The 15,394-nt window shown below is 29.9% G+C and carries 14 protein-coding genes; 6 read left to right on the forward strand and 8 right to left on the reverse strand.

Annotated features, from left to right (window positions below):
- Positions 1–15: 15 nt before the first annotated feature.
- Positions 16–843, reverse strand: a complete 828-nt coding sequence (locus tag G507_RS0109970; protein WP_026717335.1) for a GLPGLI family protein — start codon at positions 841–843, stop codon at positions 16–18.
- Between the two features lie 25 nt (positions 844–868).
- Positions 869–1,780 (reverse strand): GLPGLI family protein, encoded by a 912-nt coding sequence (locus G507_RS0109975; RefSeq protein ID WP_026717336.1) that lies wholly within the window; start codon positions 1,778–1,780, stop codon positions 869–871.
- Positions 1,781–1,959: 179 nt separating this feature from the next.
- On the opposite strand from G507_RS0109975, the gene G507_RS0109980 reads away from it, so the two are divergent.
- Genes G507_RS0109980 through G507_RS0109990 form a run of 3 tightly spaced genes read left to right on the forward strand, consistent with a single transcriptional unit; the run spans position 1,960 to position 4,018 of the window.
- Positions 1,960–2,757 (forward strand): hypothetical protein, encoded by a 798-nt coding sequence (locus tag G507_RS0109980; protein ID WP_026717337.1) that lies wholly within the window; start codon positions 1,960–1,962, stop codon positions 2,755–2,757.
- Positions 2,757–3,371, forward strand: coding sequence for a deoxynucleoside kinase (locus tag G507_RS0109985; protein ID WP_026717338.1), 615 nt, complete (start codon positions 2,757–2,759; stop codon positions 3,369–3,371). Before G507_RS0109980 ends, G507_RS0109985 begins: the two co-directional genes overlap by 1 nt.
- A gap of 56 nt (positions 3,372–3,427) precedes the next feature.
- Positions 3,428–4,018 carry a carboxymuconolactone decarboxylase family protein gene (locus tag G507_RS0109990; protein WP_026717339.1) on the forward strand — a complete coding sequence of 197 codons (591 nt, stop codon included), beginning with the start codon at positions 3,428–3,430 and terminating at the stop codon, positions 4,016–4,018.
- Between the two features lie 87 nt (positions 4,019–4,105).
- Here the strand turns inward: G507_RS0109990 and G507_RS0109995 are convergent, their stop codons facing one another.
- The 6 genes from G507_RS0109995 to G507_RS0110025 all read right to left on the reverse strand — a co-directional run bounded on the left by G507_RS0109995 (position 4,106) and on the right by G507_RS0110025 (position 12,767).
- Positions 4,106–6,580 carry a sodium-translocating pyrophosphatase gene (locus G507_RS0109995; protein WP_026717340.1) on the reverse strand — a complete coding sequence of 825 codons (2,475 nt, stop codon included), beginning with the start codon at positions 6,578–6,580 and terminating at the stop codon, positions 4,106–4,108.
- Positions 6,581–6,690: 110 nt separating this feature from the next.
- A complete protein-coding gene (locus G507_RS0110000) occupies positions 6,691–7,221 on the reverse strand; it encodes an inorganic diphosphatase (RefSeq protein WP_026717341.1) in 531 nt (176 codons plus the stop codon).
- Between the two features lie 109 nt (positions 7,222–7,330).
- On the reverse strand, positions 7,331–7,936 hold the full coding sequence (locus G507_RS0110005) for a DNA-3-methyladenine glycosylase family protein (RefSeq protein WP_026717342.1): 606 nt from the start codon (positions 7,934–7,936) through the stop codon (positions 7,331–7,333).
- Between the two features lie 147 nt (positions 7,937–8,083).
- On the reverse strand, positions 8,084–10,561 hold the full coding sequence (locus G507_RS0110015) for a DUF5686 and carboxypeptidase-like regulatory domain-containing protein (RefSeq protein WP_026717344.1): 2,478 nt from the start codon (positions 10,559–10,561) through the stop codon (positions 8,084–8,086).
- Between the two features lie 69 nt (positions 10,562–10,630).
- A complete protein-coding gene (locus tag G507_RS0110020; protein WP_026717345.1) occupies positions 10,631–11,608 on the reverse strand; it encodes a pyruvate dehydrogenase complex E1 component subunit beta in 978 nt (325 codons plus the stop codon).
- Between the two features lie 151 nt (positions 11,609–11,759).
- Entirely contained in the window at positions 11,760–12,767 is a 1,008-nt protein-coding gene (locus G507_RS0110025; RefSeq protein WP_026717346.1) for a PKD domain-containing protein, read from the reverse strand.
- A gap of 229 nt (positions 12,768–12,996) precedes the next feature.
- Between G507_RS0110025 and G507_RS16815 the strand changes: the two genes are divergently transcribed.
- Genes G507_RS16815 through G507_RS0110040 form a run of 3 tightly spaced genes read left to right on the forward strand, consistent with a single transcriptional unit; the run spans position 12,997 to position 15,387 of the window.
- Positions 12,997–13,587, forward strand: coding sequence for a C40 family peptidase (locus tag G507_RS16815; RefSeq protein ID WP_051191598.1), 591 nt, complete (start codon positions 12,997–12,999; stop codon positions 13,585–13,587).
- A 6-nt stretch (positions 13,588–13,593) separates the two neighbouring features.
- A complete protein-coding gene (locus tag G507_RS0110035) occupies positions 13,594–14,523 on the forward strand; it encodes a hypothetical protein (RefSeq protein WP_026717347.1) in 930 nt (309 codons plus the stop codon).
- Positions 14,524–15,387 (forward strand): TssN family type VI secretion system protein, encoded by an 864-nt coding sequence (locus G507_RS0110040; RefSeq protein ID WP_026717348.1) that lies wholly within the window; start codon positions 14,524–14,526, stop codon positions 15,385–15,387.
- The last annotated feature ends 7 nt before the right edge of the window (positions 15,388–15,394 follow it).

A 15,394-nucleotide genomic window follows, 5' to 3' on the forward strand; every position in this document is an offset into this window, starting at 1 on the left:
TATTTTTTTGTTTGATTAATTCATTTTTATTTCAATAGCACCATTTTCATTCATCATGCTATTCATTTTGTCTTCTTGAATTTTATTAAATTCTTTTTGAGTTACTTTTTTACCGTTTTTTGGAGCTTTTATTTCTATTTTCTCTTTTGGATTTATTACAATTTTAGAACATAAAAGCGTTGTATTTCCATCGTGTAATTCTAAAATTAATCCTGGTAAACCCCAAAATTCTCTCGGTCCATTTGATACTGGAATTTCCATTGTGTACCAAGCTTCGATTATTTCGTCTTTTGGTTCACTAATAGTCATAAAACTGGTTTTATTCTCTTCTTGTTTTTTCTTAAATTCTTCGTATTCCTCAATATCTTCTTCTGTAACTGGAATTATAATTTGAGCTTTATTGCAAGTATAATTACCAATTTTCTTTTGTTCTTCTGTAATTTTCCAATCAAATTTCTCTAATGAATCTGTTATTAAAAATTCTTTTCCAAAAATATCATTGTTGTTAATGAATTGTTTGTTTTTAAAATTTTTATAATATTTTGAATTATTTCCTCCCGAATAACCCATTGAAATTCTATTACCTGAAGGGTTTGGCGCATCTAATTTTTCTTCTTCAGCATAAACAGATTCAAAATTTGTAAAGGTTAGAATGTAATTTTTCTCAAATGCTTTTTTCATTTTCTCCATCATTTTTTCTTTAATGTCTGGAGTAATTCCTTCACCACTAATATTAAAATCTTTTATTTGAGTTTGTGAAGAATAATAAGCAATTCCTTGAAAATTCTGTGACAAAACATTAGTGATAATGAAAGAAAAAAGTACAATTAATAAGTTTTTCATTTGATAGATTTATTTATTTTATTTGTTAAAATCCTCTTCCTCTTCCACCACCTTGACCGCGGTACATCTCTCTCATTTCTTCCATTTTCTTGGTAACCGTATCATCGTACTCTTTTTGCGATACAACTTTTCCTGTTTTAGGAGCTTTTATGTCTGCTTTCTCTTTTACGTTTAAAGCAATTTTTGAGCACAATAAAATTGTAGTTCCGTCATTAACTTCTAGAATTAATCCAGGTAAACCCCAGTATTTATCTGGCCCTTGGTTAATAGGAATTTCAGGTGCATACCAAGCTATTATAGTTTTCTCTTTAATTTGCTCAATATCTTCCATAAAGTTGGTTTTCTTATTTGCATCTGTAGAATCCTTTGCTTTAGCTGCTTTTTCTTTTTCTTTTTCTTCTTTCGCTTTATCTTTATCATCTCCACGCATTCTAAAGTTTCTAAAATCTGTAGCATCTGTAGCTATAACCGCAGTTGCTTTATAACAAGTATACTCACCAATTTTTTTAGTTTCGGCAGTCATTTGCCATTTATAACTTGGCAAACTGTCTTTAATTAGAAATTCTTTTCCAAAAAATTCTTTGTCAACTGAGTACATTTTTTCTTTAACATTTTTATATTGAGTTCCGCCTCCACCCATCATGGAAGACATCATTCTTCCACCACCACCATTTTGCCCTGGTGCATCTAATTTTTCTTCCTCTTTATAGATTGAAGCTGATTTATCAAAGTTTAAAACAAAAGTCTTTTCAAACATTTTTTTCATTCTTTCTTCAATATTTGCTTTCATGTCTGGCGTAATTTCTCTGTTACCTCCAAAATTTTTCATCATTTCTGCTGTACTTGTTTTTGACTCATAAACAGCCAAACCCTGAAATTCTTGCGCTTGCATGAAAGTTGTTACTAAAAACAATGCAGTTAAAATTGTATTTTTCATTTTTATATAGTTTTCTATTAATTACACTTATGAAAGGGAATATTCTTGTGTTAAATTTATTTTTAAATAATTTCCTATAGTTTAGACTTCTAAATGCGAATTTTGTTACATCTAAAAATCAAAATGTTCTGTTAAAAACCTATCTTTAGACTTTAAATTTTCAAAAAGGTTTAATTGAAATGAAAAAAATAAAAAAAGTTGTTTTTTTGATTATACTATTTTCATGTATTCCTATGTGGACGCAAGAAGTAATCAAACCAATACTAATAGATTCCTTAGAAGTAAAAACTGATAATTATATTGGAAAAGACAATTTAAAAAATGATTATTTTTCTTTTAAAAACGTTATCAAAAAAAGAAATAGTAGTCAAGAATACGAATATCAAAACTTGTCTTTGGGAAAAATAAAAGGCATTTGCATTACCAATCCTTTACAAGTTGTCGTTTTTTATGAAGATTTTAATTCACTAGTTTTATTGGACAATCAATTAAATGAAACCCAGCAAATCAATGCAAATAGGTTTGAAACTCCTATTAAAATTGAAGCCTTTGGATTAGCTAGTCAAAATCAGGTTTGGCTATATGATGGTTTTTTACAAAAGATTAGTTTGTATAATTTCAAAACTAATACAATTAAAATAATTTCAACACCAATTACTGAAAAAATAAAAGATTATCATAGTGATTATAATTATTTTTATTGGATTAATGAATCTAATACACTTTATAGTATTTCAATTTTTGGAAAGATAAAAACATTGGGAAATATTCCTGATTATGATACAATTCAAGTTATAGATGAAACCAACTATATTATCAAATTAAATAATGAATTACTTTACTTCAATAGTAACAAGCCTTTAGGACAAAAAATTGATTTAAATAAAAAAAGCTTCACCAATTTTTTCTATACCAACGGAATTTTATCTATTTTTACAGACAATCAAATTATTAATTATAAAATAGATTTACCATAATGCATGTAGCTATAGCAGGAAATATTGGAGCAGGTAAAACAACTTTAACCAAGTTATTAGCCAAGCAATTTAAGTGGGAACCTCATTATGAAGATGTTGTTGACAATCCGTATTTAGATGATTTTTATCACCAAATGGAACGTTGGAGCTTTAATTTGCAGATATACTTCTTAAATAGTCGTTTTCGTCAAGTATTACAAATTCGTGAAAGCGGAAAAAAAATCATTCAAGATAGAACCATTTATGAAGATGCACATATTTTCGCACCCAATCTTCATGCAATGGGATTAATGACTAATAGAGATTTCAACAATTACAGTTCATTATTTGATTTAATGGAAGGTTTAGTTGGACCACCTGATTTATTAATTTATTTGAGAAGCTCTATTCCTAATTTAGTAAACCAAATTCACAAGAGAGGAAGAGAATATGAAAACACAATATCAATTGATTATTTAAGTCGATTGAATGAACGTTACGAAGCGTGGATTCATAAATACGACAAAGGAAAATTATTAATTATTGATGTTGACAACATGGATTATGTAAACAATCCAGAAGATTTAGGAGAAATTGTCAACAGAATTAATGCAGAAATAAACGGATTATTTTAGTCCAAACGAAACCTCTTAATTGAGGTTTTTTTATAGTATAAATTTAAAACACAAATATGCCATTAGTAACACCACTTTCACCTGATCACGATAAAGAAACACAAGAGTTAGCTGCTTTTTTTAATGAAACTTTAGGGTTTTGTCCTAATTCGGTTTTAACTATGCAACACCGACCAGCCATTTCAAAAGCTTTTATTAATTTGAATAAAGCAGTTATGGAAAATCAAGGTCGCGTGACTTCTGCCTTAAAAAGAATGATTGGATGGGTTACAAGTAATGCTGCTGGTTGTAGATATTGTCAAGCACACACCATTCGTGCAGCTGAACGATATGGGGCAAACCAAGAGCAATTAGATAATATTTGGGAATATAAAACACATCCTGCGTTTTCTGATGCTGAAAGAGCTGCATTAAATTTTGCATTAGCTTCTTCTTTAATTCCTAATGCTGTTGATGAAACAATCAAAACTGATTTATACAAACATTGGAACGAAGGAGAAATCGTTGAAATGCTTGGGGTTATTTCTCTTTTTGGATATTTAAACCGTTGGAATGATTCGATGGGAACAACTATTGAAGATGGTGCTGTTGAAAGTGCCGAACAATATTTAGGAAAAACAGGTTGGGAAAAAGGAAAACATGTTTAGAAACTGGATTTTCAGACTTTAAATTTTCAGCATAAAAAAATGCCTTTCAATTACTTGAAAGGCATTTTTATTTTATTGAAGAACTATTTATTTTATCGCTCTTATTTCTTTATCAACTTCTTCTTCGTTTCCTTCAAAGTTAAATTCTTCTACAGTTTCATTTCCGTCTACTGTCGAAATCACTTTTACACTTGCTTGAACGTTTTCATCATTAATCTTAGTTTTTTCAACGATTACTCTTTTAGAAACTTCTTGATTCATATTTTGATTCATGAATTTACAAGTTTTGCTTGTACATCCTTTTTCCATACATTCTTCTTTAGACATAGAAGCACATTCACCCATATTAGCACAACAAGACATTGCAGCTTTATTTGTTACAGTATGCGCCTCTCCTCCTAAAATTGGAGCAATTACTAAACCAATTAAACACGTTAATTTAATTAAGATATTCATTGATGGTCCAGAAGTATCTTTAAATGGATCTCCAACCGTGTCTCCAGTCACAGCTGCTTTGTGAGCGTCTGAACCTTTAAATGTGATTTCACCGTTAATTTCTACACCAGCTTCAAAAGATTTTTTTGCATTATCCCAAGCTCCACCTGCATTATTTTGAAACACAGCCCAAAGTACACCTGAAACAGTAACTCCAGCCATATAACCACCTAACATTTCAGCTACTAATTGATTATTCTCTGGATAAATTAAAACTCCTATTAATACAATTGCAATTGGGAAACCGATAGTTAAAATTCCTGGCAACATCATTTCGCGTAAAGCTGCTTTTGTAGAAATTTCAACACATTTCCCGTATTCTGGTTTTCCAGTTCCTTCCATAATTCCTGGAATTTCTTTGAACTGACGACGAACTTCATATACCATGTCCATAGCTGCTTTTCCAACTGAATTCATTGCTAATGCTGAGAAAACTACAGGAATCATTCCACCAACAAACAACATGGCTAATACTGGAGCTTTGAAAATATTAATTCCGTCAATTCCTGTAAAAGTCACATAAGCAGCAAATAAAGCTAACGAAGTTAAGGCTGCCGAAGCGATTGCGAAACCTTTTCCTGTTGCTGCTGTAGTATTTCCTACTGAATCTAAAATATCTGTTCTTGTTCTTACTTCTTTTGGTAATTCACTCATTTCAGCGATTCCACCAGCATTATCTGCTATTGGCCCAAAGGCATCAATTGCTAATTGCATTGCTGTTGTTGCCATCATTGCTGAAGCTGCTAAAGCAACACCATAAAATCCTGCTAAAGCATAAGTTGACCATATGGCAGCTGCAAACAATAAAACTGTTGGAAAAGTAGAAATCATTCCTGTTGCTAAACCTGCAATTACATTTGTTCCTGCACCCGTTGAAGATTTTTGTACAATTGCCATAACTGGTTTTGTACCTAATCCTGTGTAATATTCTGTTACTGATGAAATAGCTCCACCAACAAATAAACCAATTAATGAAGCATAGAATACTCTCATTGAAGAAATTTCTTTTAATCCTTCCCCAAAGAAATTCATATCCATAGTTTCTGGCAACATATATTTCACCAAAATAAAACATGAAATAGCAGTTAAAGCAATAGAAACCCAGTTTCCTATATTTAATGCTTTTTGAACTTGTGGTTCTTTTGCATCATCATTATTAATTTTTACTAATAAAGTACCAATGATAGAAAATAAGATTCCAAAACCTGCAATTGCCATTGGCAATAAGATTGGACCAATTCCACCGAAAACATCATCGATGCTTCCACCCATATCTTTAATTACATAGTTACCTAGAACCATTGCCGCTAAAACTGTTGCTACATAAGAACCAAATAAATCGGCACCCATTCCGGCAACGTCCCCAACATTATCTCCAACATTATCTGCAATTGTAGCAGGATTTCTTGGATCATCTTCTGGAATTCCAGCTTCAACTTTTCCTACTAAATCTGCTCCAACATCGGCAGCTTTAGTATAAATACCACCACCAACACGTGCAAACAAAGCAATAGATTCTGCTCCAAGAGAAAACCCAGCTAATGTTTCTAAAACGATAGTCATTTGTTCAGTTGATGTCCAAACCCCACCCATAAAATAGTGAAAGAAAAATATAAAGAAAGCTGTTAAACCAAGAACTGCCAGACCAGCAACTCCTAATCCCATAACTGTTCCACCACCAAAAGAAACTTTTAGTGCTTGTGGCAAACTTGTACGAGCAGCTTGTGTTGTACGAACGTTAGTTTTTGTAGCAATTTTCATTCCCATATTTCCGGCAAAGGCAGAAAATATAGCTCCAAAAATAAATGCTATAATAATAAGGTAACTTGTTGTTGGTACAAAATACGCAACTACGGCTAAAACAATACTTGCTCCAATTACAAAGAAAGTTAATAGTCTATATTCTGCTTTTAAGAAAGCTAAAGCACCTTCATAAATGTAATCTGAAATTTCTTTCATTTTACCATCTCCTGCATCTTGTTTTAAAACCCAAGCTCTTTTATACATCATAAAAAGCAACCCAATTATAGCCATGATTATTGGCACATAAATCATTATTGAATCCATAAAATTTTAGTTAATTTTTTATACATTATTATTTTCAAAGTCAAACAAAAATAAACAAAAAAGGCAATATTACTACTAATATTGCCTTTTTTATAAAATTATGTTAAAATTTAACCTATACTAAATAGACCTTCTGGTTTGTTTTCGATTTCATTAAATCTTTGTTTGCATTTAATATAAATTTCTTTTGCTTCAGTAACATCTCCCCAACCTTCTACATCTACTTGTTTGTTTTCCAAATCTTTATAAACTTGAAAGAAATGTTCTATTTCTTTTATTAAGTGTGGGTTTACATCACTTAAATCATTTAATTGGTTCCAAATTGGGTCAGAAACAGGCACACAGATTACTTTTTCATCTGGTCCTTTTTCATCTGCCATGTGGAAAACTCCAATTGGTTTAACTTCCATTACACAACCTGGAAAAGTTGGTTCAGTTACTAAAACTAAAACATCTAATGGATCACCATCTAATGCTAACGTTTCTGGAATAAATCCGTAATCTGCAGGATACATCATTGAAGAAAATAACATTCTATCAAAACGCATTCTTTTTAAATCAAAATCGTATTCGTATTTATTTCTACTTCCCCTTGGAATTTCTATCAACACATCAAATGTAGTAACTTTATCTACTGTCATTTCTTTTTATTTTTTGGACTGCAAAAATACAAATTCTAACATTTTTAAAAGAAAAAAAATACTTTTATTTTACTCTAAATTGCAAAATAAATATACATTATCTAGTTTATCAGTAAATTAGAGGTTCTCTATTTCTTTTCTTTAAGTAATAATGCCAAAAAAAATAGGTTGCTAAAGATCGATTTGGTTTCCAATTTTCTGATAAAATTATCATTTCTTCTTTTGTGGTTACAGAAAATAACTCTTTTAATGTGTTTTGAAGTGCAATATCGCCAATAGGGAAAACATCTTCTTTTTGAAGACAAAACAGGATATAAACCTCAGCAGTCCAATGGCCAATTCCTTTGATAGCTGTTAATTCTAATTTTATCTCTTCTTCTGATTTTTGTGAAAGTGATTCTAAATCTAACGTCTTATTTATAATTGCTTTAGAAAGTTCTTTTAAATAAATTGCTTTTTGTTTGGAAACAGCGTTATTTCTTAACTCTTCATCGGAAGTATTTATAATGTTTTGTGGCGTTACTTCTCCTAAAAAAGATTCCATTTTTAAATAACAAGCTTTTGCTGAGGCTAAGGAAACTTGTTGTTCGATAATTAATTTACAAAGTGATTCAAAACCTTGTGGGCGAGTTGAAATAATTGGTTCTCCATATAAATCAATTATTTGTTGAAAAACTTTGTCTTTGTTTAGTAAATATGAAATACTATTTTTCAAATTATACGAGGTTTGTGTTAGTGGTTGGAACGGCATCCTTTTTTGTTTTTCAAAACAAAAAAGATATAGTGGAAGACACGACCTGAAAGGGAACACCCAAATTAAAGAAATTCCAACAGTTAAAATTCCAAATTTCAAAAAAAACAATTAGAAATAGAATCCGAATGAACCTTTTACTGTAAATTTATTTGCACCAGGAAGGTCAAAATAATTTCCTCTCCAAGCGAAATCTAAACGGAATACTTTGAAAATATTTCCGATTCCAGCGTGATATTCCCAATACACTTTGTCTGGTGCTTGATATGCTAATCCGGATGCGTTTATTTGTCGGTTTTCGTTTGAAACTGTTCCGTAAACTGTTTTTATTCCCACGATTTCTCTCCAATTTAATTTTTGCAAAAGAGGAATTCTTGAAAACAATCTTCCATTAAAATGGTGTTCAAAATGCAATGAAGCATATTCATCTGCCACAAAATCATAGTAATTTAATAGATTATAAGTATTGTCGATTACAAAATAAGATTGATTCCCTGGCACAACACCCATTAATCCTAAAGGTACTTGTCCGAAAGTTTTTCCTAATTCTAAAGTCGTAAATAACCTTCCAAAACCTCCTACTAAAACAGGTTGTCTATAGTAAAACTGAACTTTTTCATAGTTAAAATCGCTATCTAATACACCTTTAAATCCGTGGCTAAAACTTAAAAATAATCGAGCATAATTATCATCTACATCTTGTCTTTCAACACCGTAGCCAATGGTTCTTCTTTTTGGTGTATATTCTCCAACTATATTGATTTCGGATTGTTTTACAGTTCCTTTTGTTGTTGTAAACGTATTGTCTGTGAAATAATCTAAACTAAAATCGTTTGAAGCAGATTCAAGGGTTCGATAAGAAAAATTTGTTTGTAAAACTAGATTTTTAACGGGTTCAATTGCAATTCCTACATTTGTTAAATTAACATTTGTTAGTTTATTGTTTGTTCCACTTGAGAAAAACGATGATGAGGCAAAACTTCGTCCTAAAACATCATTTGAAGTAGTCAAACTTACTCCTATTTGCTCAACATCTCTTCTGTTTCCTGCAGAAAGAATTAATCTATTTCTTTTGTTTACTAACCATTTACCGGAAACTCCGTATTTAAATTTATTATCTTTAAATCCATAGGCTGTGTAGGCTTGAATTCGCCATGGATCATTTGTTCCAAAGTAAGTTCTTCCCCCAAAACGCAAACGTTGTCCTTCTACATCATTATATCCAAAAGTAGAAAATATTGGTCCGATATCTATGTTTCCAACTTGCACATAACCACTTCCTAAAATAGTGACTAAATCATAAACCCTCTTAAATTTAGGAACTGTCATTAAAGTGTCCAGTAAATTATATATTCCGGATTCATTATCGTTTAATTCTTCAAACCTGTTTTCTGCCCAAAACTCATCGGTTTGATTGAACGCTTTTTTATCATAATAATTCACTTCTTCTTTATAAAAATCATTTTCTTTTGGAATATTAAATTTATGGTTTTTATAAAGAGTTGTTCGTTTACCGTAAACACCTTTAGACTCTTCTTTCTTAGAAAAACTAAAATCGGACATCATATGATCTCTTTTCAACAAGAAAACGGAGTCGTTTAATACATCAAATTCTTGTTCAATATAAATTTCTTTTACCCAATTTATATTGGCACTTTTATTTGCTTCTAAGTTTATTTTTTTGATTGCCCAAGTTGTATCGTTTACCCAAAAATCACCTTTAAAAGTTAACTCGCCTTTTCTTCTTGGATAATATACAATGTTGTAACACCATTTGTTATCAATAAAAGTACTATCACTTAGAACATAATTATAAACATTAATTCCAGTTCTAGAAAGTGGACTAACAAAATCTTTGTCGAAGAATTTTAAGTAGTTGTTATAGATGTCATAATTTGCATATAAATCTTTGATGAAAGCATTTACACCATTACTACTTCCTAAACCTGAATTTTTATTAGCTTTGAGAACTTCTTTTTTTCTATTGTTTACATTATCACCATAAACTTCACTTAGCTCTTCATTAATAAAAATAGGCAAAAATGCTTTTCCTGTTATTCGAGAAGTATCCATTTGCTCAAAAACAAACTCTAACCCTTTGAACACTTTGTTTGCCATAAAAGTACTGTCGATAGAATTCATGTCAAATTCTACTTTTTCATATTTATCATATTGATATTGATCAAACATTTGAAGTCCGTTTTTTCTTCTACGTTCCCAAATTTTCCTCAAAATATCTATGGCTGGATTATCTTTCTTTGAAGTTTTTCCTGAATAAACTACAACATCTCTCAACGTGACACCTTCTCTTAAAACAGCTTTAATGTTGCTTGTTAACCCTGATTTTAATGGGATTTCAACAGACTCATATCCAATAAAAGAAATAATTAAAGTAGAATAATTCTCTTTTGATTCAAAATAAAAGCTTCCATTTTCATCTGTAATAACTCCTTCTTTAGAGTTTTTAAAAATAACATTAGCAAAAGCTACTGGCTGATTATACTCATCTACAACTTTTCCACCCACTTTTGTTTGAGCAAAAAGTGCAGATGTTATAAATAACAATAGATATACTAATTTATATTTCATTGGAACAGATTTAAACAAAAAACTTCATCAGTTTGTCCTGATGAAGTTTCAAATATATAAAGATTATTTTTATTTATATGTAACTTTCTTTACAGCTTTAATTACATCTTCAGCATTTGGCAACCATTCTTTTAACAAAGTTGGCGAATATGGTGCTGGTGTATCTGCTGTAGTGATTCTTTGAATAGGAGCATCTAAATAATCGAAAGCCCTTTCTTGCACCATGTATGTAATTTCTGAAGCTACACTAGCAAATGGCCATGCTTCTTCTAAAACTACTAATCTATTTGTTTTTTTTACGGAATTAATAATTGTATCATAATCCATTGGACGAACTGTTCTTAAGTCGATAATTTCACATGAAATTCCTTCTTTTGCTAATTCATCCGCAGCAGTAAATGCTTCTTTAATAATTTTTCCAAAAGTAACTATAGTAACATCGGTTCCTTCTCTTTTAATATCAGCAACTCCTATTGGAATAGTGTAATCTCCTTCTGGAACTTCACCTTTATCACCATACATTTGTTCAGATTCCATGAAAATAACTGGGTCATTATCACGAATGGCAGCTTTTAATAATCCTTTAGCATCATAAACATTTGAAGGCACTACAACTTTTAAACCAGGAGTATTTGCAAACCAGTTTTCAAAAGCTTGTGAGTGAGTTGCTCCTAATTGACCTGCAGAAGCAGTTGGTCCTCTAAAAACCATTGGCATAGGGAATTGTCCTGCTGACATTTGACGCATTTTTGCTGCATTATTAATAATTTGATCAATACCAACTAACGAGAAGTTAAACGTCATGTATTCAACAATTGGACGACAACCGTTCATTGCAGAACCAACAGCTATACCGGCAAAACCTAGTTCAGCAATTGGAGTGTCAATAACACGTTTTGGTCCAAATTCATCTAGCATTCCTTTTGAAGCCTTATAAGCTCCATTATATTCAGCGACTTCTTCACCCATTAAATAAACAGATTCGTCTCTACGCATTTCTTCGCTCATTGCTTCGCAAATAGCTTCTCTGAATTGTATTGTTCTCATATATTAAATTCTTAAAATCATATTGAAAGGCAAAAATAGTAAAAAAATATTCCATAATTATAATTCAAATTCAAATAAAAAGATGTTTTACCAACTATAACCTTTTCGTGAATTAAAAATTTAGAGAATTTATTTGGCCTTTTGGCATAAATTAAAAAACAGATTTATATTTTTTATCTGTAATTGTAATAACTCTTATACAGTCATCAGCATCTTTACTGATTTTTACTTCTTTAATTTTTACATTATTTTTCTTTACAGCATAATAAAAATCTTTCACTGAAGAAGTTTCCGCGTCTTTATAAACTACAACAGGTAAATTATATACACAGAAGTATTTTAAAAAATTGTCATATGTAATTTTGTCCTCACGAACTAATTTTAATATTTCAATTAATCTATCATTATCTGTATCTTTTATTTCTGGACCTCTTACAACTTTTTTTATCGGTTCTTTCTCTGGCTCTTCTGTCGGAGCATCTTGAACGTTTTGAAAAGGATTCCATGGAACATCACTTTTATATTTTTCTCTTTTTTCTTTTACCTCTTTTTTAGGAATAACAAAAATCTCTTTTATGGCAACATGTTTATAATCACCATTTACGACTAAAGAAACTGTTTTTTTTCCTGGAATTGAATATGCATAAGAAGCATTCTTGTCAAAAGAATCTATTTTATTACTTTCACCAAAACGCCATTCCCATGATTTTGATCCTTCCGTATTGTCTTTAAAATTCAATGTTTCACCCTCCAATATATGTGAAGGTAAATTAAATTTTGGCATTAATCTTTTATTGACACTATAAGTTCGTGGAAGGATTTTTACAAGCTTTTCTATCTTGCACTTATTATTTACAATTAGCTTAACTATATATTCTCCTTCGTTTTCAAAAGAATGAGCTACTTTAGATCTGAATGAAATTTGCGTACTATCGCCAAAATACCATCGCCAAGAGTTAGCGTTTTTAGAATTTTCTGAAAAAATTATTAAATCACCTACTACAAATGAGTCGGCTTCAATATTAAAATCATTTATCTCACATTCCTCATCATTGGTATATTTAAATAAAATAGCAATGATAGAAAGCATTAAAATTGATGCAAATAGAAGTAAAACTTTTAAATCAAAATATTTTTTAAACTGTTCTAAAATAAACATTTAGGGATGTTTTAATAAATGTATAAGCGGGCAAGATAACTTTTTTCAAAAATATGAATTTTCTTTTAAAAACATAACGATTTTAATTAAAACTATTTTTAATTAACTTTATTATCTACTTAAAAAAACAAGCTCAAAAGCACAAAAACGACTTGCAATTTTATAGCCAAACCCTTGCAATTTTAAATTAAAATTCCTACTATTGTATTTGATTAATGAATACTTTTTTATGCTTAAAACAAAAAACATATTCCTATTATTCTTTAGCCTTTCATTATTGAGCTGTGGTTCACAAAAGAAATCGTCATTTTTTAATGAAGATACGGTTTATCAAGAACCAGCTGGTAATGTGAATGATTATGTTATATATGAACCGCTATCAGAAGAAGACAAGGTGTATTTCGCAAATAAAATTGGCGTTAAAAAAGAAGAAATTCTTGATGGAAAATTATATAAATTTCTAAAAGAATGGGAAGGAACTAATTATGTTTATGGTGGCGAAACTAAATCAGGCATTGATTGCTCAGCGCTTATGCAACGTTTATTTAGTAAAGTTTATAATTACAACCTACCGAGAACGGCTGCCGAAATGGGTTTTGACAAAAACATAGAGCAGTTTAAATCAAGAAAGCATTTAAGAGAAGGAGATTTGGTTTTTTTTAGAATAACCGATGAAAAAATTATATCACATGTTGGAATTTATTTAAAAAACAATAAGTTTTTTAATGCAAATTTATCTGGTGGAGTATCCATATCAGACTTAAACAGCACTTATTGGAAAAAGTTTTATGTAGTTTCGGGTCGCTTAAAAAAACCCTAAATAATTATGTCAGAAGAAAAAAAAATTATACAAAATCAAAGGCATTTAACTTCTTTTGATTTGAAAACCGAACTTATTCTTGAGGCATTATTTGAAAACAACATAGTTGATGATTTCAATGTTGTGATTAGGCCAAATGGTTTGTTTTTTAGAAAATTCAGTAAAGACAGAATGAACATTTCTTTAGACTCTAACAATTCTGATGTATTAAACATTGATGTTAGTAGAGATGGCTTTTATGATGTTCTACCTGAAAGTTTCTCACACAATTTTAGACAATCCGGTTCTACTACGAATCCGGTTGAAGAATTTAAAATCCGAAAAAAAGAAGAAAAAGAAGCCAGACATTTTTTTAATCCTATAGAAAATGAACTTTTTAGATTCAGACATGCTATTGAAAAAAATGAATCCGATTTTTTTTTAAACCTAAGAGCTAATGGTCTTGTAGATATTATTAAATCCATTTTAGTTTTTGAAAAAAACATTCCTGACACTTTAGTTGTTAAGATGTTTTATGCTCTACTCCAACAGAAGGAAAATGCAAATCAAAACATTGAAGAAATTATTTTAATTTTAGAAGAAATTATTGAAGAAAAAGTTACTTTTACTTCTAGTAATATCAAATTAGAAAATGTAAGTGATGTTAATGAAGTTGAAAAAGATTTCATCATGGGAATAAATACAACGTTAGAAAGCAATCAAGAAATTTATTTGAAAAAATATAATTTTATTATTGGACCCTTAAAAAACTCTAATAATTTAAATAGTTACTTTGAAAATCAAACAATGCATTCTTTTTTAAATAGTTTTTTTAATTTATTTTTACCCTTTCATGTACAGTATACTTTTGAGGTTCTTTTAAAGAAAAAAGATCAAAAATTTTCAATCGATGACCAAAAATTTAAATCTAGATTAGGCATATCAACAATATTATAAATGAGAAAATATTTAAATCAAATAAATGGAGGAGAACAACTATTATATCTATTGCTAATATTAGCTTTCGGATATGTATTGTTTATGCTTATTGGCTCTAAAGTACCCAAACTAAGACAAGAGAAAAAGAAATTTTTCTTATATGTATTAATTCAGGTAGTAGTTTATATCATATTCTCACTAATTCTATATAATTTAAAGGGTACTTCTTTAAACCAACGATTTATATCCTTGCAAGTATATATGACAGTTGCGGGAATTGTACATTTAAAAGTGTTTTATGATGTTTTTAAAAAGTTTGAAGCTAAAAAGTTTTGGCAAGAAGTTGTAGTTACAATATGCACAATGTTTTTTATCGCAGGATTTTTAATTGTAATTACTAAGTATTTTGATGAGGGTCAATATTTTGCTTACTTATTAAGCACTTTATTATTCTTTATTTTACCCTTACTATGCTACCAGTTATTTGAATATTCAATTTCAATTCCTGTAAAACTTCACAAAAGATGGTTTTACCCTATGAATGACAGATATCCAAGTCCGAAAATCTCTGAAATGAGAAACATAATTATTCTTAATTTAGTTTTTCAGAAAAAAGCAGATGACAAACAAATCATCAACTTTAAGGTTAAAGCACCAAGAGCTATTGATTATGGAAGGTTGTTTTATTATTTTATAAATGATTATAATGTAAAAAATCCAAATAGTCAAATACATTTCTTGGATGAGAAGAATCAACCCTTTGGATGGTACTTTTATACAAAGCCAAAATGGTTCAGTTCAGCTGAATATATTGATCCTGACTTGGCTATTGACACTAACAATATTAAAGATGGCACAACTATAATTTGCCAACGTATATAACATTAAT

Origin of the sequence: Flavobacterium gelidilacus DSM 15343, from assembly GCF_000422685.1 — a bacterium.
In the GTDB taxonomy this organism is placed as follows: domain Bacteria; phylum Bacteroidota; class Bacteroidia; order Flavobacteriales; family Flavobacteriaceae; genus Flavobacterium; species Flavobacterium gelidilacus.

What these genes read in the sequence shown, in the direction of transcription:
- G507_RS0109970 (WP_026717335.1), bottom strand. Translation starts at nt 843, where the DNA reads ATGAAAAACTTATTAATTGTACTTTTTTCTTTCATTATCACTAATGTT.
- G507_RS0109975 (WP_026717336.1), bottom strand. Translation starts at nt 1,780, where the DNA reads ATGAAAAATACAATTTTAACTGCATTGTTTTTAGTAACAACTTTCATG.
- G507_RS0109980 (WP_026717337.1), top strand. Translation starts at nt 1,960, where the DNA reads ATGAAAAAAATAAAAAAAGTTGTTTTTTTGATTATACTATTTTCATGT.
- G507_RS0109985 (WP_026717338.1), top strand. Translation starts at nt 2,757, where the DNA reads ATGCATGTAGCTATAGCAGGAAATATTGGAGCAGGTAAAACAACTTTA.
- G507_RS0109990 (WP_026717339.1), top strand. Translation starts at nt 3,428, where the DNA reads ATGCCATTAGTAACACCACTTTCACCTGATCACGATAAAGAAACACAA.
- G507_RS0109995 (WP_026717340.1), bottom strand. Translation starts at nt 6,580, where the DNA reads ATGGATTCAATAATGATTTATGTGCCAATAATCATGGCTATAATTGGG.
- G507_RS0110000 (WP_026717341.1), bottom strand. Translation starts at nt 7,221, where the DNA reads ATGACAGTAGATAAAGTTACTACATTTGATGTGTTGATAGAAATTCCA.
- G507_RS0110015 (WP_026717344.1), bottom strand. Translation starts at nt 10,561, where the DNA reads ATGAAATATAAATTAGTATATCTATTGTTATTTATAACATCTGCACTT.
- G507_RS0110020 (WP_026717345.1), bottom strand. Translation starts at nt 11,608, where the DNA reads ATGAGAACAATACAATTCAGAGAAGCTATTTGCGAAGCAATGAGCGAA.
- G507_RS0110025 (WP_026717346.1), bottom strand. Translation starts at nt 12,767, where the DNA reads ATGTTTATTTTAGAACAGTTTAAAAAATATTTTGATTTAAAAGTTTTA.
- G507_RS16815 (WP_051191598.1), top strand. Translation starts at nt 12,997, where the DNA reads ATGCTTAAAACAAAAAACATATTCCTATTATTCTTTAGCCTTTCATTA.
- G507_RS0110035 (WP_026717347.1), top strand. Translation starts at nt 13,594, where the DNA reads ATGTCAGAAGAAAAAAAAATTATACAAAATCAAAGGCATTTAACTTCT.
- G507_RS0110040 (WP_026717348.1), top strand. Translation starts at nt 14,524, where the DNA reads ATGAGAAAATATTTAAATCAAATAAATGGAGGAGAACAACTATTATAT.